This window comes from Rhodococcus sp. NPDC059968 (genome assembly GCF_042738615.1).
Classification (GTDB): Bacteria; Actinomycetota; Actinomycetes; order Mycobacteriales; family Mycobacteriaceae; genus Rhodococcus_F.
Map to the genome: position 1 here is coordinate 106,799 of NZ_JBHWUE010000019.1, position 17,845 is coordinate 124,643.

General features: G+C 60.7%; 15 protein-coding genes and 2 pseudogenes. 4 read left to right on the top strand and 13 right to left on the bottom strand.

Annotated elements, in window-relative coordinates:
• Positions 1-27: 27 nt before the first annotated feature.
• From ACFWAY_RS18050 to ACFWAY_RS18075, 6 genes are all read right to left on the bottom strand, one after another.
• On the bottom strand, positions 28-750 hold the full coding sequence (locus ACFWAY_RS18050) for a M48 family metallopeptidase (protein ID WP_378511505.1): 723 nt from the start codon (positions 748-750) through the stop codon (positions 28-30).
• Positions 737-3,826, bottom strand: a complete 3,090-nt coding sequence (locus tag ACFWAY_RS18055; protein WP_378511506.1) for a type I restriction endonuclease subunit R — start codon at positions 3,824-3,826, stop codon at positions 737-739. Before ACFWAY_RS18055 ends, ACFWAY_RS18050 begins: the two co-directional genes overlap by 14 nt.
• Complete coding sequence (locus ACFWAY_RS18060; protein WP_378511507.1) at positions 3,823-4,548, bottom strand: TIGR02391 family protein; 726 nt, start codon at positions 4,546-4,548, stop codon at positions 3,823-3,825. The genes ACFWAY_RS18055 and ACFWAY_RS18060 overlap by 4 nt, the downstream gene beginning before the upstream one ends.
• Positions 4,545-5,708: a restriction endonuclease subunit S gene (locus ACFWAY_RS18065; RefSeq protein ID WP_378511508.1), complete on the bottom strand. Its 1,164-nt coding sequence runs from the start codon at positions 5,706-5,708 to the stop codon at positions 4,545-4,547. The genes ACFWAY_RS18060 and ACFWAY_RS18065 overlap by 4 nt, the downstream gene beginning before the upstream one ends.
• Entirely contained in the window at positions 5,705-8,137 is a 2,433-nt protein-coding gene (locus ACFWAY_RS18070; RefSeq protein ID WP_378511509.1) for a type I restriction-modification system subunit M, read from the bottom strand. The genes ACFWAY_RS18065 and ACFWAY_RS18070 overlap by 4 nt, the downstream gene beginning before the upstream one ends.
• Before the next feature lie 75 nt (positions 8,138-8,212).
• Entirely contained in the window at positions 8,213-8,695 is a 483-nt protein-coding gene (locus tag ACFWAY_RS18075; protein WP_378511510.1) for a recombinase family protein, read from the bottom strand.
• Here ACFWAY_RS18075 and ACFWAY_RS18080 point away from each other — a divergent pair.
• A complete protein-coding gene (locus tag ACFWAY_RS18080; RefSeq protein ID WP_378511511.1) occupies positions 8,685-8,816 on the top strand; it encodes a hypothetical protein in 132 nt (43 codons plus the stop codon). The two genes, ACFWAY_RS18075 and ACFWAY_RS18080, sit on opposite strands and share 11 nt — an antisense overlap.
• Here the strand turns inward: ACFWAY_RS18080 and ACFWAY_RS18085 are convergent.
• Positions 8,808-9,281, bottom strand: a pseudogene (locus tag ACFWAY_RS18085) (recombinase family protein); the annotation flags it as partial. The gene ACFWAY_RS18080 and the pseudogene ACFWAY_RS18085 sit on opposite strands and share 9 nt — an antisense overlap.
• A 463-nt stretch (positions 9,282-9,744) precedes the next feature.
• Between ACFWAY_RS18085 and ACFWAY_RS18090 the strand changes: the two are divergent.
• The 3 genes from ACFWAY_RS18090 (at position 9,745) to ACFWAY_RS18100 (ending at position 12,311) form a co-directional block, all read left to right on the top strand.
• On the top strand, positions 9,745-11,211 hold the full coding sequence (locus tag ACFWAY_RS18090; RefSeq protein ID WP_378511512.1) for a deaminase: 1,467 nt from the start codon (positions 9,745-9,747) through the stop codon (positions 11,209-11,211).
• Between the two features lie 224 nt (positions 11,212-11,435).
• Complete coding sequence (locus tag ACFWAY_RS18095) at positions 11,436-11,645, top strand: hypothetical protein (RefSeq protein ID WP_378511513.1); 210 nt, start codon at positions 11,436-11,438, stop codon at positions 11,643-11,645.
• Positions 11,646-11,711: 66 nt separating this feature from the next.
• Complete coding sequence (locus ACFWAY_RS18100) at positions 11,712-12,311, top strand: recombinase family protein (RefSeq protein ID WP_378511514.1); 600 nt, start codon at positions 11,712-11,714, stop codon at positions 12,309-12,311.
• Between the two features lie 187 nt (positions 12,312-12,498).
• Here ACFWAY_RS18100 and ACFWAY_RS18105 read toward each other — a convergent pair whose 3' ends face one another.
• The 6 genes and pseudogenes from ACFWAY_RS18105 to ACFWAY_RS18130 all read right to left on the bottom strand — a co-directional run.
• Positions 12,499-13,008 (bottom strand): hypothetical protein, encoded by a 510-nt coding sequence (locus tag ACFWAY_RS18105; protein ID WP_378511515.1) that lies wholly within the window; start codon positions 13,006-13,008, stop codon positions 12,499-12,501.
• Between the two features lie 312 nt (positions 13,009-13,320).
• Positions 13,321-14,151, bottom strand: coding sequence for a hypothetical protein (locus tag ACFWAY_RS18110; protein ID WP_378511516.1), 831 nt, complete (start codon positions 14,149-14,151; stop codon positions 13,321-13,323).
• 187 nt (positions 14,152-14,338) lie between these two features.
• Positions 14,339-15,319, bottom strand: a complete 981-nt coding sequence (locus ACFWAY_RS18115) for a DUF2637 domain-containing protein (RefSeq protein ID WP_378511517.1) — start codon at positions 15,317-15,319, stop codon at positions 14,339-14,341.
• Positions 15,320-15,476: 157 nt separating this feature from the next.
• On the bottom strand, positions 15,477-15,884 hold the full coding sequence (locus tag ACFWAY_RS18120) for a hypothetical protein (protein WP_378511518.1): 408 nt from the start codon (positions 15,882-15,884) through the stop codon (positions 15,477-15,479).
• Complete coding sequence (locus tag ACFWAY_RS18125; protein WP_378511519.1) at positions 15,881-16,822, bottom strand: ParA family protein; 942 nt, start codon at positions 16,820-16,822, stop codon at positions 15,881-15,883. Before ACFWAY_RS18125 ends, ACFWAY_RS18120 begins: the two co-directional genes overlap by 4 nt.
• 609 nt (positions 16,823-17,431) lie before the next feature.
• A pseudogene (locus tag ACFWAY_RS18130) lies at positions 17,432-17,845 on the bottom strand (TetR/AcrR family transcriptional regulator); the annotation flags it as partial.

The following is a 17,845-nucleotide window of genomic DNA, read 5'->3' on the forward strand; positions in this document are numbered from 1 at the left end:
GCGTGGCAATTTTCGGAGCCCAGTAACTCAGAGCCATGATTCGTGGCCGAGAGGCGCGCCGTTGAGTAGGTCGCGGCGCTGCCGCCAATCCGGTAGATGCCGATCCATCAACGCCGTGAACCGTTCCCCGTGGTGGCGTTCGAAGTAGTGCATCATCTCGTGACCGACGATGTATTCCAGGCAGTCCGGGTGCTTCTTGGCGAGTTCGACGTTGAACCACAGATGCCGGGTTTCGCGGTTGCACGATCCCCATTTGGTTTTCATCCGCCGGATTGTCCACTGAGGCACGCTCACTCCGAGCTCACGCTCCCACTTTGCGATGAGGTCGGGGATCGCCTGCCGTAGCTGTGCCCGGTACCAGCGGTCCAGGTAGTCGCGGCGTTTCTCGGTCGAGGTATCGACAGGGGTATAGAGCACTAGCCGGCTTGCGTCGATCTCGAGGTGGGCTCGGCCGGGACGTTCGACGACGGTGAGCCGGCGCCGGAGCCCCCACACGAAGTGCGATTCGCCAGTCACCATTTCCCGCTCGGACTGCCGCTCGGCCGAGCGCAGCTTGTCGCGCTGCCGTCTGATCCACGACAGCCGCTGGATGATCGCCAGGCGGACCTGGTCGTCGTCGAATCGCTCCGGGGCGGCGACGCGGACGCGACCCATCGGCGGGTAGACGCCGATGTGCAGGTTCTTGATATCCTTGTAGACGACATCGATATCGATGCCGCGGACGGTGAGATACGCCTTAGCGGTACTCATTCCTCGCCTTCACCAGGTCGAACAGCTCGTCGAGTCGGTCGAAGTCATCGGGAAGGACACTCTTGATCGCCCGTCTGACGACCTTCTCCTTCATCGTATTGCCCACCCAGTCGTAAGGCTTGCTCGTCATGACCGCGGTGTCCACCTGGATCGGCGTCACCGGGTCCGGCCAGCCGAAGTCGATCAGCGCCCGACGCGCACCGTTGTCTGCCCAGTCGGGATACTGGGTGTCGGAGTCCTTGCTGCCGAGCTTCTTGGCCGCGTTGAGGAGCTTGGCCAAGTACTCCCGGTAGTCGATGGCCTGCTGGCGACGCTGTTCGATGATCGCGTCGAGCAGTTCACTCATCTTGTCGTAGTACTTCGGGTTCATCGCCCGCTCGTCGACGATCACCTTGCGCATGTTGTTGGCAATTGTCTCGGCGACCGCCTCGGGATCTTTCTTGATCCCGGCAGGCAGCTTGTCGATCGCCCCGGCACCACCAAGCTTGACGATCAGGTCGATCAGCCCCGTATCCGCGAAGTCGGAGACCACTTCTGAGGCGCCGGCCTGAATGTAGGTGTCGAGCAGGAACCGCATGCCGGCCTCGTACTGCTTGAAGTCGACGTCCTCACCGGCCCCGAGCTTCACCTCGGCGCGCACGTCAACGTAATGCGCGATCTCCTTCTTGATCGCTTCCGTCTCAGTCGGGCTGTAGCCGGCGGCGGTCATCTCGTTGACGATGTTGCTGTAGGCGCGGGTGACCGCAGCGACCGCTTTGTACAGCGCGACCCGCTTTGGCTCGTTGGCCTTGAGCTGCTCTATGTTGCCCTGCTCCGCCGCGCAGAAGTATTGCTGGTACTGCAACGTGTTCTTCGGTGGCGCAACGGCTTCGACGAGAGCTCGGATGTGTTCAAGGGCGTCGTCGAGACTCTCCCGTGCCTTCTCGACACGGTCGATGAGGAGCCCCTCGATGTCCTCCTTCTCGTAGCCGTCGAGGACGCCGGAGGTGTAGTCGGTGATCGCGGATTCGAGCGAGTTGAACAGATCCTGGTAGTCGACGATGTAGCCGTGGTCCTTGTCGTCGCCGTCGAGGCGGTTGACCCGGCACACAGCCTGGAACAGGCCGTGGTTCTGCATCTTCTTGTCGATGTATAGGTAGGTGGCGCTCGGTGCGTCGAAGCCGGTCAGCAGCTTGTCGACCACGATCAGCAGGCGCATCTGGCCGGGGTTCTCGATGAACTGCTTCTTGACCGCCTTCTCGAACTCCTCGACCTTCTTCATGGCCGTATCTTCGGGTTCGTCGAAGTAGTCTGCCAGCATCTTGCGATAGATCTCGTACTGGCGGATCTTTTCCGTCTTTCCGGCGCCGGCGTCCTCCTTGGAGATGTCGCCGGCGTTCGGGACGTAGCTGGTCACGATCGCGCACTTGCCTTTGAAGCCGGCGTCGCAGAGCAGCTCGTAGAATTTGCATGCCTGGTAGATGCTCGACCCGACCAGTATGGCGTTGCCGCGACCGTCCAGCAGGCGCGGCTTGGTCTCCATGTCGAGCAAGATGTCGTTGACGATTTCCCCGGCGCGGGACTTGCTGGTGAGGACCTTCTGCATGGTGCCCCAACGCTTTTTAAGCTCGGCCTTGCTGAGGTCGGTCATCCCCTTAGTTTTGGCCTCGAACCAGTCGTCGACCTTGGACGACGACTTCAGATTTTGGTCGATGTTGCGGGCCTCGTAGCGCAGCTCGAGCACGACACCGTCCTCGACCGCCTCGTCGAGCTTGTAGGTGTGGATGAACGAGCCGAACGTCTCGATGCTGGTGGCCTTGTCGGCCTTCAGCAGCGGGGTGCCGGTGAAGCCAATGAACATCGCCTCCGGCACGAGCGCCTTCATGGCCTCGTGCATCTTGCCGGACTGGGTCCGGTGGGCTTCGTCGACGAAGACGAAGATGTTGCCTTTAGCCTTGAAGTCCTTCGGGATACGAGCGCGCAGTTCCTTGATGAACTCGGCGGTCGCCTCATCACGCTCAACTTCGCTGCCGTCGGCGCGGAACTTGTGGACGAGCGAACCGATCAGCCACTCCTCGCTCGCGTTGAGTGAGCCGATGAGGTCGGCGCCGCTCTTGGTGCGATAGATCTTCTCGCTGACACCGTTGAACACCTTCTCGATCTGTTCGTCGAGTTCGGTGCGGTCCGTGATGAGCAACACCCGTGCGTCGGGCTGGTTTTCGCGAATCCACTTCGCCAGCCACACCATCGTCAGGGATTTGCCGGAGCCCTGGGTATGCCAGATGATGCCGCCTTCCCGCTTGGCGATGCGGTCCTGGGCAGCTTTGACACCGAAGTACTGGTTGTGGCGCGGCCCCTTCTTGACGCCCGCATCGAAGACGATGAAGTTGTGGATGAGCTCGAGGAACCGCTGCTTGTCGCACATCTGCAGCAGTGCCCGGTCAAGCGGTTCGTCGATGTCCGACGGCTCTTTCCACTCCAGCCAGTACTTCTCCGGGGTATCGATGACGCCGTAACGCAGCCCTTCAACGTCGTTGCCGGCGAAGACGAACTGCACGGTGGAGAAGAACGGTCGAATGAATTCGGGTCGCTGGTTACCAATGGTCTGCCGAATTCCTTCGGAGACTGCAACTTTGGATCGCTTTAGTTCCATCGTGGCCAGCGCGATGCCATTGACGTACAGCACGACGTCGGGGCGCTTGTTGTTCGCGCCGAGGACAGTGACTTCCTCTACGACGACGAAATGGTTGACCGCAGGGTTCTCCCAGTCGATCAGCCAAACAGTCTCAGTCTGTTCACCGATACCAGGCTTGACCTTCACGCCGTAGCGCAGCAGCCCGTAGACGTCCCTGTTCGCCTCGTACAGGTCGTGGCCGGCACCGACCGAGGCCGCTTTGCCGAGCTGGTCGAGGGCGCGGTTGATCAAGTTATCGTCGTAGCCGCGGGCCTTGAGGTTCTGGACGAGAAGGTCGGTCTCGACGTTCGAGTTGTGCTCGCGATACTCCCAGTTTCCGAGGCACTCGTAGCCGAGCCGGTCGCGGAACAGTGCGACGACGCGGTTCTGGGCTTTGCGTTCAATCTGTCCGACGTCGCTCATGAGACTGACTCCACGTCAGACTGATCTACCCAGCGAGCCAGCACGCTGAGGGCGGCGAGGTACTCCAGTGCCTCCTGCTCGCTCAGTTCCTGGTCGACCTCATGGCTCAGCGGGTTGCGGATCCCTGCAAAGACACCCTCCGCGAAGGTCATAACGCCACGCTGCACCGATCTGTAGGTGTCGCCGCCATCATCCCTCATGCGGCGCAGTCGCGACTTGCCTGGCTTTGGCTCGTCCATTGAGAAGGCCTGCTTGAAGAGGTCGGTCTCACTCACATCACGACGACCCACCTTGTTTTGAGTCTCGGCATTTAGCTTTCGAATCGCACCACCAACAGCCTCGCGATAGTGACCAGACCGCCAGAGTGATGACGCTCCGCCCCAGATCCATGGGTGCAACTCGGCCGCAGACAGGTCAGGCGCGTCCTCACCCAGGTTCTTGCGCACCTCGTCCGCGCGAAGAAGCGCCTCCCGCGCTCGGATCGACGCCTCGTAATGGACCGACCACTTCTGTCGATCCTTCTTCGTGATCTCGCTTCGCCAACCCGGAACTACTCGGTCAAGTATCTGCTCAATAACCTGGGCACGTTTGACAACCTCGTCCTCCGAGGACGCCGTCTTATAGCTGTGAAAACCGATCGAGCTAGGGGGCGAGGGAATATAGGTCACCGTGGTGGCCTTTATGAAGTCGTCGAGCTGCTCGATCGCCCACTCGGTATTCATGACGCGGCCTCCACTCGCAGGCGCACGCAGCCAGTGAGAAGCTGCTGCATCATGCCGGTCTTGATGGCACGGACCTTAGTGAGCCGAGCATCGAGCGCCGTGATCTCTGCAGTTGCGTCATCGAGCGCCTCACGAATTGTCACCTGCTCGGCTAGGTCAGGGAGCCGTACCTCCACGCCCTCAATGCGCGTGGAACTGAGGCTTGGAACGCCAGACGCTTCGTTCATGGATCGCCAGTCGATGGTCTGGAATACGTAGTAGAGGAACCGTGGATCCGCCTCAGCCGCAATCTCGGTGTAGAAGAGCGTGTCGACAGTCCAGAACGGACGGCTCTGATACTGCGGTCGATCGATCGTTCCCTTGCGACCGATGAGAACCGATGGCTTCGAATACAGTGGGCGATCAGCCCAACCGATCTGTCCGCCCGTAGCCAAGATCGGGACTGTGCCCGCCCGACTCTCTACGCTCCTTTGGTTACGACCGTGTCGTACGGTCAGCACGTCACCGAGGCGCATGTCCGTCCACTCGCCAGTGAACCCTGGCAGGCGGGTGCGGCCGGCCAGGAGCTGCTGCATCATGCCATGCTTGATCGCCTGCTTCTTGGCGATGAGGCGCTCAAGGGTGGCGATCAGATCGTCGACGTCAACGAGCGCCTCTGCAATTTTCGTCTGCTCACCCAAAGTCGGCACTGCCGTTTCCAATCTCGCGACAGTTGCGAGATTCATTCCAGCTTTGGCGCCTGTGTCTGTCGACCCGACGAAGGCTCGTTGCGGACCCCAGCTGGACAGGTAGTAAGCCACAAATCGACTATCCGCTAGATGCGGATCGAGGCGCACTCGCGCGATGTGCTGGTTGATGTAGGCGGGCGACGGAACGCCCTCATCGACGTAGCCGATGATACCGATATCTGCGGTGATAGAGACGAGCAAGTCACCGGGCGCGAGCCGCGTTCGTATCGCTTCAGCGTCCCGTTGGTCAACCTCGACAAAACGAGGATTGGCGAGATCTAGACGGATCCGATCTCGCGTGAGGTTTGTGATGCGGACGAAAAGGCTTCCATGTTCTGAGTAGTGTGCGGCCCATCCGCGTGAGCCGCTGGTGACCTTGCCTCCAAGTTCAGCGAGTGTCTTCGTTGGCCACGCAACGACTGATGTCGTCATTTCCTGACCTCCATCGCTGCAAGGTGGCCAACAACCCGTGCCTCAAGGTTTTGCAACTCGCCGTCGAGATCACTGACTGTCTCGGCGTATCGCTCACCGACTTCTTGAATGCGCGCAACAAGGTCGAGTGTGAGTGCCTCGACTTCTCCGACAATGCGATGAAGGACGACGGCTCGCCACTTGTCGTCGAGCACAAGCGCCTTGACATCCTGCTCGGTCAGGTCGCCGTACTTCTTGAGTGCGGCAAGGTCAAGATCGGACCGGGCATCCTTGACTGCCTTCTTCACGGCCACCTCCACGTTGTACAGCTTGGTGGCGTGCTGGAGTGCCCTGATCTCGTCAGGATCGCCGCCAGTCTTGATCTTCTTCAGTCGTGCCGCGACAAGCGCCTTGGAGATCTTGTCGTCCTCCATGGCGTCAGCAAGGAGTCCGTCTTCCACAGCATGCTCTTCGATGTACTCCTCTGCGGCGCGGGCGGCTTCCTCTGCGGCAGCAGTGAGTTCATCGATCCTGGTCTGCTCGTCGGCGAAGTATCGCGCAACGATCAGTGCTGGTGGGATGAGGTCCATCTTGTATTTTGTGGCGCTACGACCCGAGCCGACCACCAGGTCGGGCGTCTCGGAGAGCTTGCGCACCATGTCTTCGATGGTTTTGCGTGGTTTGGCAGCATTCAGCCAGCCGTCGGCCATGACCAGGTAGACGTCGTCGTGCATGGTGTCGTGCCAGTATGTCATGAGCTGCTCGTAGACGTCGTACTCGTCGAGCAGTGGCATATGCTTGAAACGAGCCAGCAGGTCGTCGCCGATGGTTGCGATGAGGTTGTTCGGCTTCGTTTCAGCAGTGATCCCGGCGAGTGCGTCGCGGTGCGTGACGAACCAGTCCTCGATGATGCCAGCGGCTTCATCGCGAAGCTTATGGAAGCCGGGTGCGTCGAAGATGGCCTGCTGCACTGCGCTGATGTCGATGGCGAGGTCGCTGTAGCCGGGCCGGTTCGGAGTAAAGATCTGCCCGCGCAACTGCGGGAAGGCATCCCAGTAGCTCTGGAGTGCATCAAGGTCGCGATCGGGGATGCCGCCGTGCAGGTGGGCGCTGAGATCCTGCAGGTCCTCGGGTTCGGATGAGTCGATGTAGCGCGGGATATTGAGGTTGTAGTCGTTTTTGATGTCGGTGATCTCGCTCATCGACACCATTCGTGAGTAGCGGTCGATCTCGATCTGCTTGTTGAAGGTGTCGACGACCTTGTGGATGTCCTGGCTGCGTAGACGATTCTTATTGCCGTCCTTCATGAAGCCCTTGGAGGCGTCGATCATAAAGACTCCGGTACGCGCCTGCGCGTTCTCCTTGTCGAGGATGACCACGCAGGCGGGAATGCCGGTGCCGTAGAACAGGTTGGCCGGCAGGCCGATAACACCCTTGATGAAACCTCGTTTGAGCAGGTTGCGGCGGATGGTGGCTTCGGCGTGGCCGCGGAACAGCACGCCGTGCGGCAGGATGATCGCTGCCTTGCCGGTGCTCTTGAGCGATGTGAGCGCGTGCAGCAGGAAGGCGTAGTCCCCGTTCTTCTCCGGAGGTCGGCCGTATTCGAAACGGCCGTAGTCCTTTTCGAGGCCGTTGTTCCAGGATTTCACCGAGAAGGGCGGGTTCATAACGATGAAGTCGAAGGTCCGCAGGTGATCGCCTTTGGTGAACTGCGGGCTGGTGATGGTGTCGCCCTTTTCGATCTCGGCGATCTCGTTGCCGTGCAGGATCATGTTCATCTTGGACAGTGCCCAGGTGGCGTTGTCTTTCTCCTGGCCGTAGATCGACATGCCGCGGGGTGCCTCGGCCGCCGCTTTGAGGAGCAGTGAGCCGGAACCACAGGCGGGGTCGTAGACGGTCTGGTCCTGACGGGTGTTCGACCCGATGCCGACCACCTTGGCGAGGATGCGGGAGACCTCGGCCGGAGTGTAGAACTGGCCCTTGCTCTTGCCGGACTCGGTGGCGAAATGGCGCATCAAGTACTCGTAGGCGTCACCGAGCAGGTCGTCACCCTCCGCGCGGGAGCCCCGGAAGTCGAGGTCATTGAAAATAGTGACCAGCTTGGAGAGGCGGTCCTGCATCTCCTTGCCCTTGCCGAGCTTCTCCTCGTCGTTGAAGTCGGCCTGGTCGATGACATTGCGCAGATCGTTGGCATCGGCGAGCTTCGCGATGATCTTGTTGAAGCGGTCGCCGATCTCCTTGTCGCCCTTTGCGACGAGCATGTCGTCGAAGGAGCCGCCCTCGGGTACCTCGATGATGCTGTTCGAATCGGTCTTGGCCTTGTCGGACACGTACTTCACGAACAGCAGAGTCAGGATGTAGTCCTTGTACTGGCTGGCATCCATACCGCCACGAAGCTGATCGCAACTTGCCCACAGTGACGAGTACAGATCCGACTTCTTGAGCGCCACGATTCGCCTTCCGCTACTTCTGAGTCTCGCCGACAGCCGCCGATGACTCGATACTCCCGCACCTTCGCATGAAATCTACCCACCTCGACCGGTGCGGCACGCAAGCACTGGAGTGACCTCGACAGCGCGGTGAAACGGCGCCGCAGCCTCTCGCCACCCAAAGTGGGACACCGGTGGTTTCTCGGCAACAAAAAACGCAAGGTCACGACCTCTTTCGAGTTCGTGACCTCGTCCGTCGCAGTTCGTGGAACTGCTCGTACAGTCCGTGAACACGATCGTGGTGCGCGGCACCTTCAACATGCCCGCGATCTGGGCGACGGTGTGCTCGCCTGCGTCGTAGAGGCGTTGAGCGAGTTCGCTCTGGTCCGGGCTGAGCTTCGACGGCCGGCCGCCCTTGCGGCCGCGGGCGTGGGCGGCGGCCAGCCCGTCTCGGGTGTTGGCCACGATCAGCTCGTGCTGGAGCTCGGCCAGCACCGACAACATGCCGAACATGGCGCGGCGCTCGGCGGTGGCGGTGTCGATGCCCTGCTCGAGCACCTTGAGGCCGATGCCGCTCACGGAGTTCGGCGGCGAGGGTGACCAGGGCGAACGACTGGCAACCCATGGCTGGCGACTGGTGCAGCACCGACCGTCCGAGCCGGTCGAGCCGGGGGATCACCAGGACGTCGCCCTCGCGTAGCCGCGTCAGCGCCAGATCGAGCTGGGGTCGTGACGCTTCGGCTCCGCCCGCATGATCGGCGTGGATGTTCTCGGCGACCACCCCGGCGCGAACCAGCACATCGATCTGGTGGTCGGGGTTCTGGTCTGCGCTGGAGACGCGGGCGTAGCCGATCAGCACGTGTCGACAATACCCAACCGCAGGGTTTTTCGACATAGTTTTCCGACACGCGTCATCGACCGACTTGGTGTGGTGTATGTGCTGCTCAGAGCCGGACGCAGCTCTCGGCGAGCCTCGGTCATAAGAGGGCAGGCGGCGCGGCACCGGTGTCTCATCAATCCATGCATCACAACGGTCATTACTGAGGTACCGGCTGAAAGCCGCGCTTGAGATATCCAGCCACCTGCAGCGTCGAGATGATCGGCCCTGCACGGGGCATGAAAAGATCGACATCTGCAATGCAAGCAATGCCAGCATTAATTGCATTTGAACCTCGCTGGCTCCACCACCGCCTGGCGGAATCCCGCAGGTCGAGCGGAGCAGACCCGTCAGTTTCCGACTCCAACCGCCAATTGGCGGCCGTCCCGCATCGTCGATGGGCTCGCGCCGCCGGCCGCACGTCGAGCCGATGCGGAATGCCGATGAAACGCAGTGGTAACTGGTACGGGAGCCGGTGAACGTGGGGCCACCGTAGCGGCGCGGTCTGGATTCTGCAGTCAAGGACGAAGACTAAATTTGGAAGATTCCGAGAGGTCAGCGACGGCCCTGACCAGCAGCGATGGGCCGACTCATCACTGAGTCTAACTACGAGCTCAGCCGTTGGGCGTGTCACAACGCGGGTCGATTGCTGCCCCCCCGGCGTTTGGCACGGGCGAAGACACCGACGACTGGCGGCGACGCCAGCTCCACCCTGCGCAGGAAAGTCATACCGGGATGATTTGATGTGCTCGTGAGCACTGACCCGCCCCGCAAAGGGCCTGAGCTGATCTTCTCGACTGTCCGACCGCTCGGCATCGACGGAGACACCTTTGTCGATGCGCTACGTACCCATCTGGCGAACTACTCGTATGCGCTTGAGGTAATTAAGGTCAGCGATCTGATCAGTAAGCTCCTTCCGGAAGGCGCAATCTCTCCGACCACACCGGAGGATGAGCGCATTCGAACGCTAATCGACGCTGGAGACGAAGAGTGTGAGACGCGCCAGTCGAGTGCCGCCTTCGCTTGTTATGCAGTCGCCGAGATCCTCTATCGCCGCAATGCAGAGACCGGTAGCCCGAGGACAGCATTACCGCGAACCGCCTATCTGATCGACTCCATAAAGCGCACAGAGGAAGTCGACTTGTTGCAGCGAATCTACGGCGACCGATACGTTCAATTTGGACTGAAATCCAATACGCCGAATCGGCATCGGGCACTCGCTGACAAGCTGGCCACTTCACAGTTCTCTAAGTCTAAAGAGACAATCGATCGAACTGTCTCAGATCTTATGGAGCGCGATCAGAAAGAAGAAGGGAAGTTCGGCCAGAAGGTGGCCAAAGCTTTCCCTCGTTCAGATGTTTTCATCGATTATGACGGAGACCTTAGCGATCAAATAGGCCGATTTTTTAGCCTATTTTTCGGGGATCCTAATTACAAAACTCCGAAGCCAATGGAATTCGGCATGAACCTTGCGTATGTGTCCAGCACCCGATCCTCGGAACTCGGCCTCAAAGTCGGTGCCGCCATCGTCGATGACAATGACCACATAATTTCTCTCGGCTACAACCACCACCCGACTGATCCCGATCAATCCCCCGCCTACGACGCAAGCAGCAATGAAATCAATTCGCTAGTTCTCGACACTTTACGCGCCTTGAAGGACGATGCGCTCAACGATGAAACTCGCGAAAAGCTCGCTGCCCGTCCAGAGGAGTTCGTCCGTGAACTATTAAAAGGTTCATTGAACACGGCTCGAATCAGAGACCTTGTCGAGTTCCAATTGACAGTTCACGCAGAAATGTCCGCATTGATCGCGGCTCTCGAACGTGGAGGCATTTCACCAGGACAGACTATCTATGTAACCGCATATCCTTGCCATGGTTGCGCGAAACACATTGTGGCTGCGGGCTTGAACGTGGTCTACTTGGAGCCCTATCCAAAAAGTCGAGCTGAAGCGATGTATGGCGAAAGCGTGAAGAATTTTTCACCGTTCATCGGCATAGCACCGAGTCGATACGACACTCTGTTTCGCGTCTTGGATGAGAGGAAGACCTCCACTGGTGAACGAATTCGATGGGATAGGAAAGCTCGCTCCTTGGCGATTCCTAAAGTTAGCGCTCTAACCGACCAGGGCGAAGTGGCTAAGCGTGAGGAAGCAGCATTAACGCTGCTGGCACCGAATGAAGATAACCAGACAATGACAACGGAGATGCCATGACAAACGTACGCGCAGCGAGCAACAGAGAAGACCTCTTCGCAATGATTCGCTCGGCACATGAGTCATTCAATGAGCTTCCATACAACGAACGGGAATTTCTTCGTCGAGAAATAACCCCTTCGTACACCGAAACGGATGACAGACTTCACAGTCAGGCATAATTGCGAATGATCAATCCAAATCTCAGCTTGGAGCAAGTTCGCGACGATGTCAGGTCGCGGCTCATGACGCTCTTCGACATGTGGGAGCGAACAGATCCGGATGACGACTCCACCCGGAAGTACATCGGTGGCCAGATCGAGTCATTCATGTACATCATGTCGGGCCTCGACAGTGAGGTCTTCGATTTCCTTTTAGCTGACCGGCATCGCCGACTCGGCGTTGAAAATTGGACTGACGAGATCACCGACGGTCCAAACGGGAAGCTGGACTGAACAGCACCAACGCCAGAACCAGAGCGTTCTCGGATAAGGGGTGTATTCGTAGAATACGATGGTGGGATGCTGATCGGGTACGCACGCTGTTCGTCGTCCGCGGATGACGAACAAGGTCAGCGCGATCAGCTGCGGGTGTTAGGCGTGGACGGTGAGTCCATTCATGTGGATCACGGGCTGACGGGCACGGACAGACCCCGACCAGCGCTGACCGCGGCCTTGTCGGGGTTGTCCGCGCGGGACACCCTGGTCGTCACCTCGCTGGATCGACTGGCCCGCTCGGTCGCCGATCTCAGCGCGATCGCCACCGATCTTCAGGCCCGCGATGTGCTGTTGATGTTCGACGGCACGGTCCACGACCCCCAGGAGCCGATCGGGCGAACGGTGTTCGCGATGTTGTCGACCACCTTCGCCGAGTTCGAGTCCGGCCTGATTCGATTGCGCACGATGGAGGGCAACGCCCGCCGTAAGGCTGCCGGCGGCTTCGCCGGCCGCAAACCACTCCTCAACCCTGCGCAACAGTCGGAACTCTACGACCTGCACAAAGCGGGGCGCTCCATCGCAGAGTTGACAAAGCGCTTCAATCTCAGTCAGCCCGGCCTGTACAAATACCTCGCCCGCGAGAAGGCCCGACGGAACGCACCCACCTCCCCTGCAGGCCACTGAGTGACGTCATCACCCACCTCCCCTGCAGGCCACTGAGTGACGTCATCAGCTGGAACAAGGCGGCAAGTCAGCGCGGAGCGGTGTCGCGGCAGCATCGTCTTCTGCAATGAACGAATGCACTCATGCATTCGCCGTGGCCCCGAGACTATCCGGCTCTCGGTCCGTCCTGCTGGCCGAGCGACAGACGCTACACCGTCTCGGACGTCTCGCAGGTGGAGCAGTAGATCCGGCTGAGGGTGCAGTCTTTGCCACACGAGCTCCAGTCCCGGCAGCGGTGGCACTCCTCGCCGTTGCGCTCGGTCGCAGCGGGGTCCCAGCACGTGTTGCAGCGCCAGAAGCCATTACTTCGCAGGCGAGCACGGGCCATATCGTCCGAGAGGAAGTGGAAGTCGCCCTTCACCGTGTACCCGCCCCCGCCGATTTGCACGGTGCCTGGGTGGAGGATCCGTGAGTCGTAGTCAGCGGTCATCCGGTCTACGTGGGCTCGTTGCTCACGGTGCTTCATCAACGCATCCTCCAAATCGGCCTCAGCGACCATCCACCGCCGTCCCTGCTTGACTGCGGCGATGCGGTGATCGCCGAGCCAGACGGTGCCGTGGCGGGTCGCGCATTTCCGGTACCAGTCCTGGCCGCCAGCAGCGGACACGCCCAGCTCACGCTTGAAGCGATCTACGGCGTCGGAAAGAGGTATGTTCACGATTCCGACCGTACTGCGGGGCGGTGACGGAGTGCGCGCAACGTAGCTGCGGCCGACATCCTCGGTTACCCTCCACCCGCCTAGGCGCGGAACAACCCGATACAACAACCGGACCGGGTGACTGCAACGAGGCGGACCTCGGGGTCCTCCACACAACGGCAAGTGCAACGAGTTGCGCACCGGTTGAAGCGTTGCACGCTGATCGGTTCGTAGTTGTAGGTGATGCGCCGTGTTATCCGAAGACGTTGCAAACACACCAACTCGGCTGCGCAACGACGCCCTGCACTGACTTGAGTGCATGCATGCACTCACTCATGAATTACGGTGTGGTCCGATGAGACTGTCGAGGTAGGTGACCTGGGCTTCGAGGGCTGCGCGGATGTCGTCGATGTCGTTTCGTAGCGCTGAGGTTCGTTCGATTGAGTACTCGGCGCCGACGATGTGTTCGTAAAGCTGGTCGACGTCGGCTCCCCCGGTGGCCATCTCGGTGACAGCGCGGAGGTTGTGCACGCTCGTTGCGATGGGGGTCAGCGCGGCCTCGTAGGCGTGGAGTGCTGCGACTCGGTCGATGAGGCCGGCTTCCGCCTTGGAAGCGACTACCTGCCGGCGTTCCCATTCGGCGCGTGCTCTCGCGAGGTTGTGGGTTCCGTCGTCGGCCGGGGCCTCTGGGGTGTTCGCGCGCAGGCGGAGAAGGTCGTATGCCGCGGTAGCGACCATGTGTAGCTCGATAATGAACCCGAGGATGGTGCGGTGTCCGTCGAGTACCGGGTGCGCCCATGCGGGGTGGGAAACGACGCGTGCAACAACGTCCTCTGCGACTGCAACCAGGCGGATCTCGGGTCCTTCCTCCCGCAACGGCCAGTGCAACGATGTGTGTGCTTGTTGGAGTTCTGCGCGCTGTCCGGTTGTCAGTTTCGGGTATCCGCGGGGGCGGCCGGTGATGCTGCGCCACCAAGTTGGCTGTGCAACGAGCTCGTTCGGGTCGATGATCGCGTTTGAGAGGCCGGCGACTGCCGACTGGGTTGTTGCGGAGACGGTGGACCAGGCGATGACGGCTGTTGTACGCGGTGCGCGTTGAGGGAAACGGAGTTGTTCTACGACCCAGTCGCGAGCAACGTGCATCGCGTCGGTCAATTTGATCACCGTCTTCTCACTGGGAAGGGATCAGGATGTCGCTTCGCCCCTTGGACTGCCTAACACTCGCGAGGAGGACGAGAAGGCCCCAGCAGAGGCGGTGCCGTCCGTTTCATCACGTGACAACTGCGTTGCTGGCCGGAGCCGGACGGCTGCCAACGTTGACGTCGCTCGCTCCGGCCATGCAACGCCATGTCTATGCGGGTTGTAGTTCTCGTGCGGGCTGGTAGTCGATCTCGGTGTCGAACGGCTGCGGCAGTGGCGGCACGGTGAAGCCCTCGTCTTCGGCGGCCGCAACGAACGCCTTCCATCGCCTGCACACTGTGGATCGGTCCACGTTGATCTGCTGCGCAACAGTGACCTGCTTGAGGTGCGGTTCACGCACCAGCATTTCGGCAACCTCCTTCACCGGACCGGGCAGCGTGCACTCCCTAAGGAACTGGGTCAGCCCTTCGTGGGTCTGTGGCCACCCGTTGTGGGTCCGCGCCACAACGGGTTCGGCCCGTTGCTTGGGCGGCGCAACGACGTTGACGCTTCCGATTCGAGTGGCGTCGAGGTCAGCGGTTGCTTCGATCTGTTGCGCCACCGGTGTGGCTTCGGGTGCAACCGCGTAGGTTTCCGGTGCGGCGGATGCTTCGCGCTCGATAACCGGTGTGGGCTCGCCCGTAGGCGCTTGCAACGCGTGTGCACGCTCTTCGCGCAGGGCTCGCAACATCACGGTGAACATGTGCAGCAATCCCAGCCAGAGCAGCGGGAAGATCATCGCCATGCCCAGTGCGGCGGGGGCTGGTTGCGGGATGAAACCGAGGTCCTCCCCCGCGGCGACGCGGGCAGCGTTGCGTACTGCGAGCTGGTAGGCGTGGTAGCCGTTTCCTGCAACGCTCAGCGCCACGGTCACCACGGCAAACGCAAAGCAGAATCGGCGGTCCGTGCGGTACTTCTCGGCTTTCAGCTCAACGAGACCGACCGTTGCAGCAGCCTGCGCGATGTCGATAGCAACGGGCGCCATCCAGGAGAAGCCCGGGCGCACACCGATCTCAACGGCGAGCTGCCGCAACGAATCGAACGACAGCGTGAAGGCCAGCGCGCCCATCGCCAGCGCCATCACTGCAACGCTGATCAGTGCGAACATGCTGGTCCGAAACGATGGTGCATCCTGGCTTGTATCGTTTGCCATAGCTGGGAACCTCCAGATTCCTGGTGAGGGGCCCGCCAACACGGAGCTGCAACTCCCGGCGGGCCCCGCTGCGTGTGTTGCGGGGCGTTGCGCGTCGGTTGTACGGCCCGAATCAGTGTTGTTTCAGTCGGCCGCAAATCTAGGGCTTATCCGTCTGCTAGTCGTCGGCAAGCGGGCGGCCGGGCGGAAGGGGGGTGTCCTCCCCGCCGAATGCCTCGCCGTCGTTGTGTTGCGCGACGCGCCGTTGTGTTGCGTCGGCGAGGGCCTTCTCCACGAAGTGGGACCAGTTGCGATCAGATTCCGCGGACTGCGTTGCTTTGAACGCCAGCCGTGCCTGCCGTAGGACATCGGGAGCGATGTAGACGGTGGTCGGCTTGTTACTTGGCCGCTTTTCTCGCTGCGCCGGCGGTTGCGGCGCAGGTTCTGGTGAGAGTTCTCGGTGTGGATCTGTTGTTTCGGCGATGCGGTTCTGCCGGCGGAGGTTCGACAGATCGGGGGTAACGGCGCGCGCCGGGGCGTTAGGCCGAGGCGGCAGTCCCTTGATCTGTCGGTTCGGTGCGTTCACGATGCGGCCTCTTCGGTCTCGGCTGCCGTGATGCGGCGAACCATTTCCTCGGTGACCGCGAGAAGGTCGTCTGCAACCGAGGTCGACGACTTGGGCGCGAGATCTACGGCCGTTGCGTCGCCGCGAAGCACCTCGTACCACTTCGGACCGCTACGAACGATGTCGTCGAGCTCGTGCACAAGGAGTCCGCGCTCACGGGTTGCCTGCGCTGTTGCCTCGGAGTGCCGCACTGTCTTGTCGAAAACGACGTCTTCGCTGCCGCCAAATGCGTCGGCGATAGCGCGGCGAGCCTGCTTCTGAACCGTTGTCGCAGAGGTGCCCACGCCTGTCAGAACGACGCCAAGCAGGTCTAGGTCTGGATTTACGCTAAGAACGGTGTTGAGTCGATGTACAACGGCCGCCATTCCCTTCCTGCTCGATGCATCGCTCTTGACCGGGACCAGCAGCCATCGCGCTGCCGCGGCGGCAGCGGTCTGAAGGGTTTCGTCCCCGGGAGGGCAGTCGAGGAGGATCATGTCGTAGTCCCCCGCAATGGGCGCCAGAGCCGCTGCAAGTGCAAGTTTCGCACCGTCAGGATCCTTCGATGCCTTCGCTGCCAGAGCTGCCGTGGCCTGCTCAAGGTGAGTTCCACCAGGAAGAACATCAAGATTCGGACGGATATCCCGGACCGGATTGAGTGGCTCACCGAAAGCTAGCGCCTGCGCAAGATTCCGTCCCTCATCGTCGACCTCGGTGCCTGTGTAGCCCAGATCCTCGGCGAGGTTGCCCTGGGGGTCGAGATCGCCGATCAGCACTTTGTAACCGGATGCTGCTAACAGACCACCCTCATTCGCTGCCAGCGTTGTCTTGAAGACTCCCCCCTTCCCGTTGATGATCGCGATGACACGATGCAACGCGGTCGCATCGCGTTGCGGGACTGGTTGCGTGCGAGGTGGCATTGATCTCTCCCTGCTTGCCCCGGAACGGGTTTTTCGCTGTCAATGCTGGCATTACCGCTAATCAAAGGAATGCTGGTAGTCACGGCATTCCCGGCGTTGCTGGTGTTACCTGTGTTGCTGGTATTGCGCACGATACCAGTTAAACCGTTATTGCCAGCATTACTGTTTGATCGGGCGTGTCGCCCGAGACAGTATTAACAGCAATGCTTTTCTGCAGTTCACGGCGTTATGACAGCAATACCGGCAATGCTGGCAGGACACCTACTGCCGGTCTCATACCCCAATACTGTCTTTGCAGTTAATACAAGCACGCTGTTCCTAGGCACGCCCTCCCATGCCCGGTGGGTGATTGAACACCAGCATCGCAAGCAATGCTGGCAAAGCCGGTAACACTGGCGACGAGTTCGTGTCATCTCGAATGCGCCTCCATTGCTGGCAATGCTGGCAATGCTGGCGTATCGGGGACCCCAAAGTCGGGGACTGGTGGCCACGTATGGCCTCCTCGGCGCGATTTCAAGGTCGCTCCGTTCTCGTCGCGCCCCATCACGGACTCTCGAGCGCAGTAGACGCGCTGGCGAGATGCCCGTCCGGGCACCCGCCGACCACGGCCTACACCGAGAAAACCGGCCCGAACTGCTCGGGAGGGCCAACACTGCGTGCATTCCGGGTTCTGCGTAGGTCCTGGTGTCGGTAGCGGGGCATGATGCCAGGTAGCAGCATCATCCACATGTCGTCGACGCGTTCCTCGAGGTCGGCTCCTCCGGTGTGGATCAGTGAGAGGGTTTGGACACCGGTGAACGCTCCGATCACGAATCGCGCGAAGGTTGCCGGATCTGTCTCATGGCTGATGTCGCCCTGGTCGATGGCGCGGCGTGCGAGGTAGTCGCAGGTGTTGATCCAGTCGATGTAGGGGTCGGCGGGTCCGTAGCCTTTGTCGCTGAGCTCGACGGTGATACGGATCCCGGCTCCCACGATTGGCTCGTGAACGATCTGCCTGGCCATTTCGTGGCACAGCATCACGAT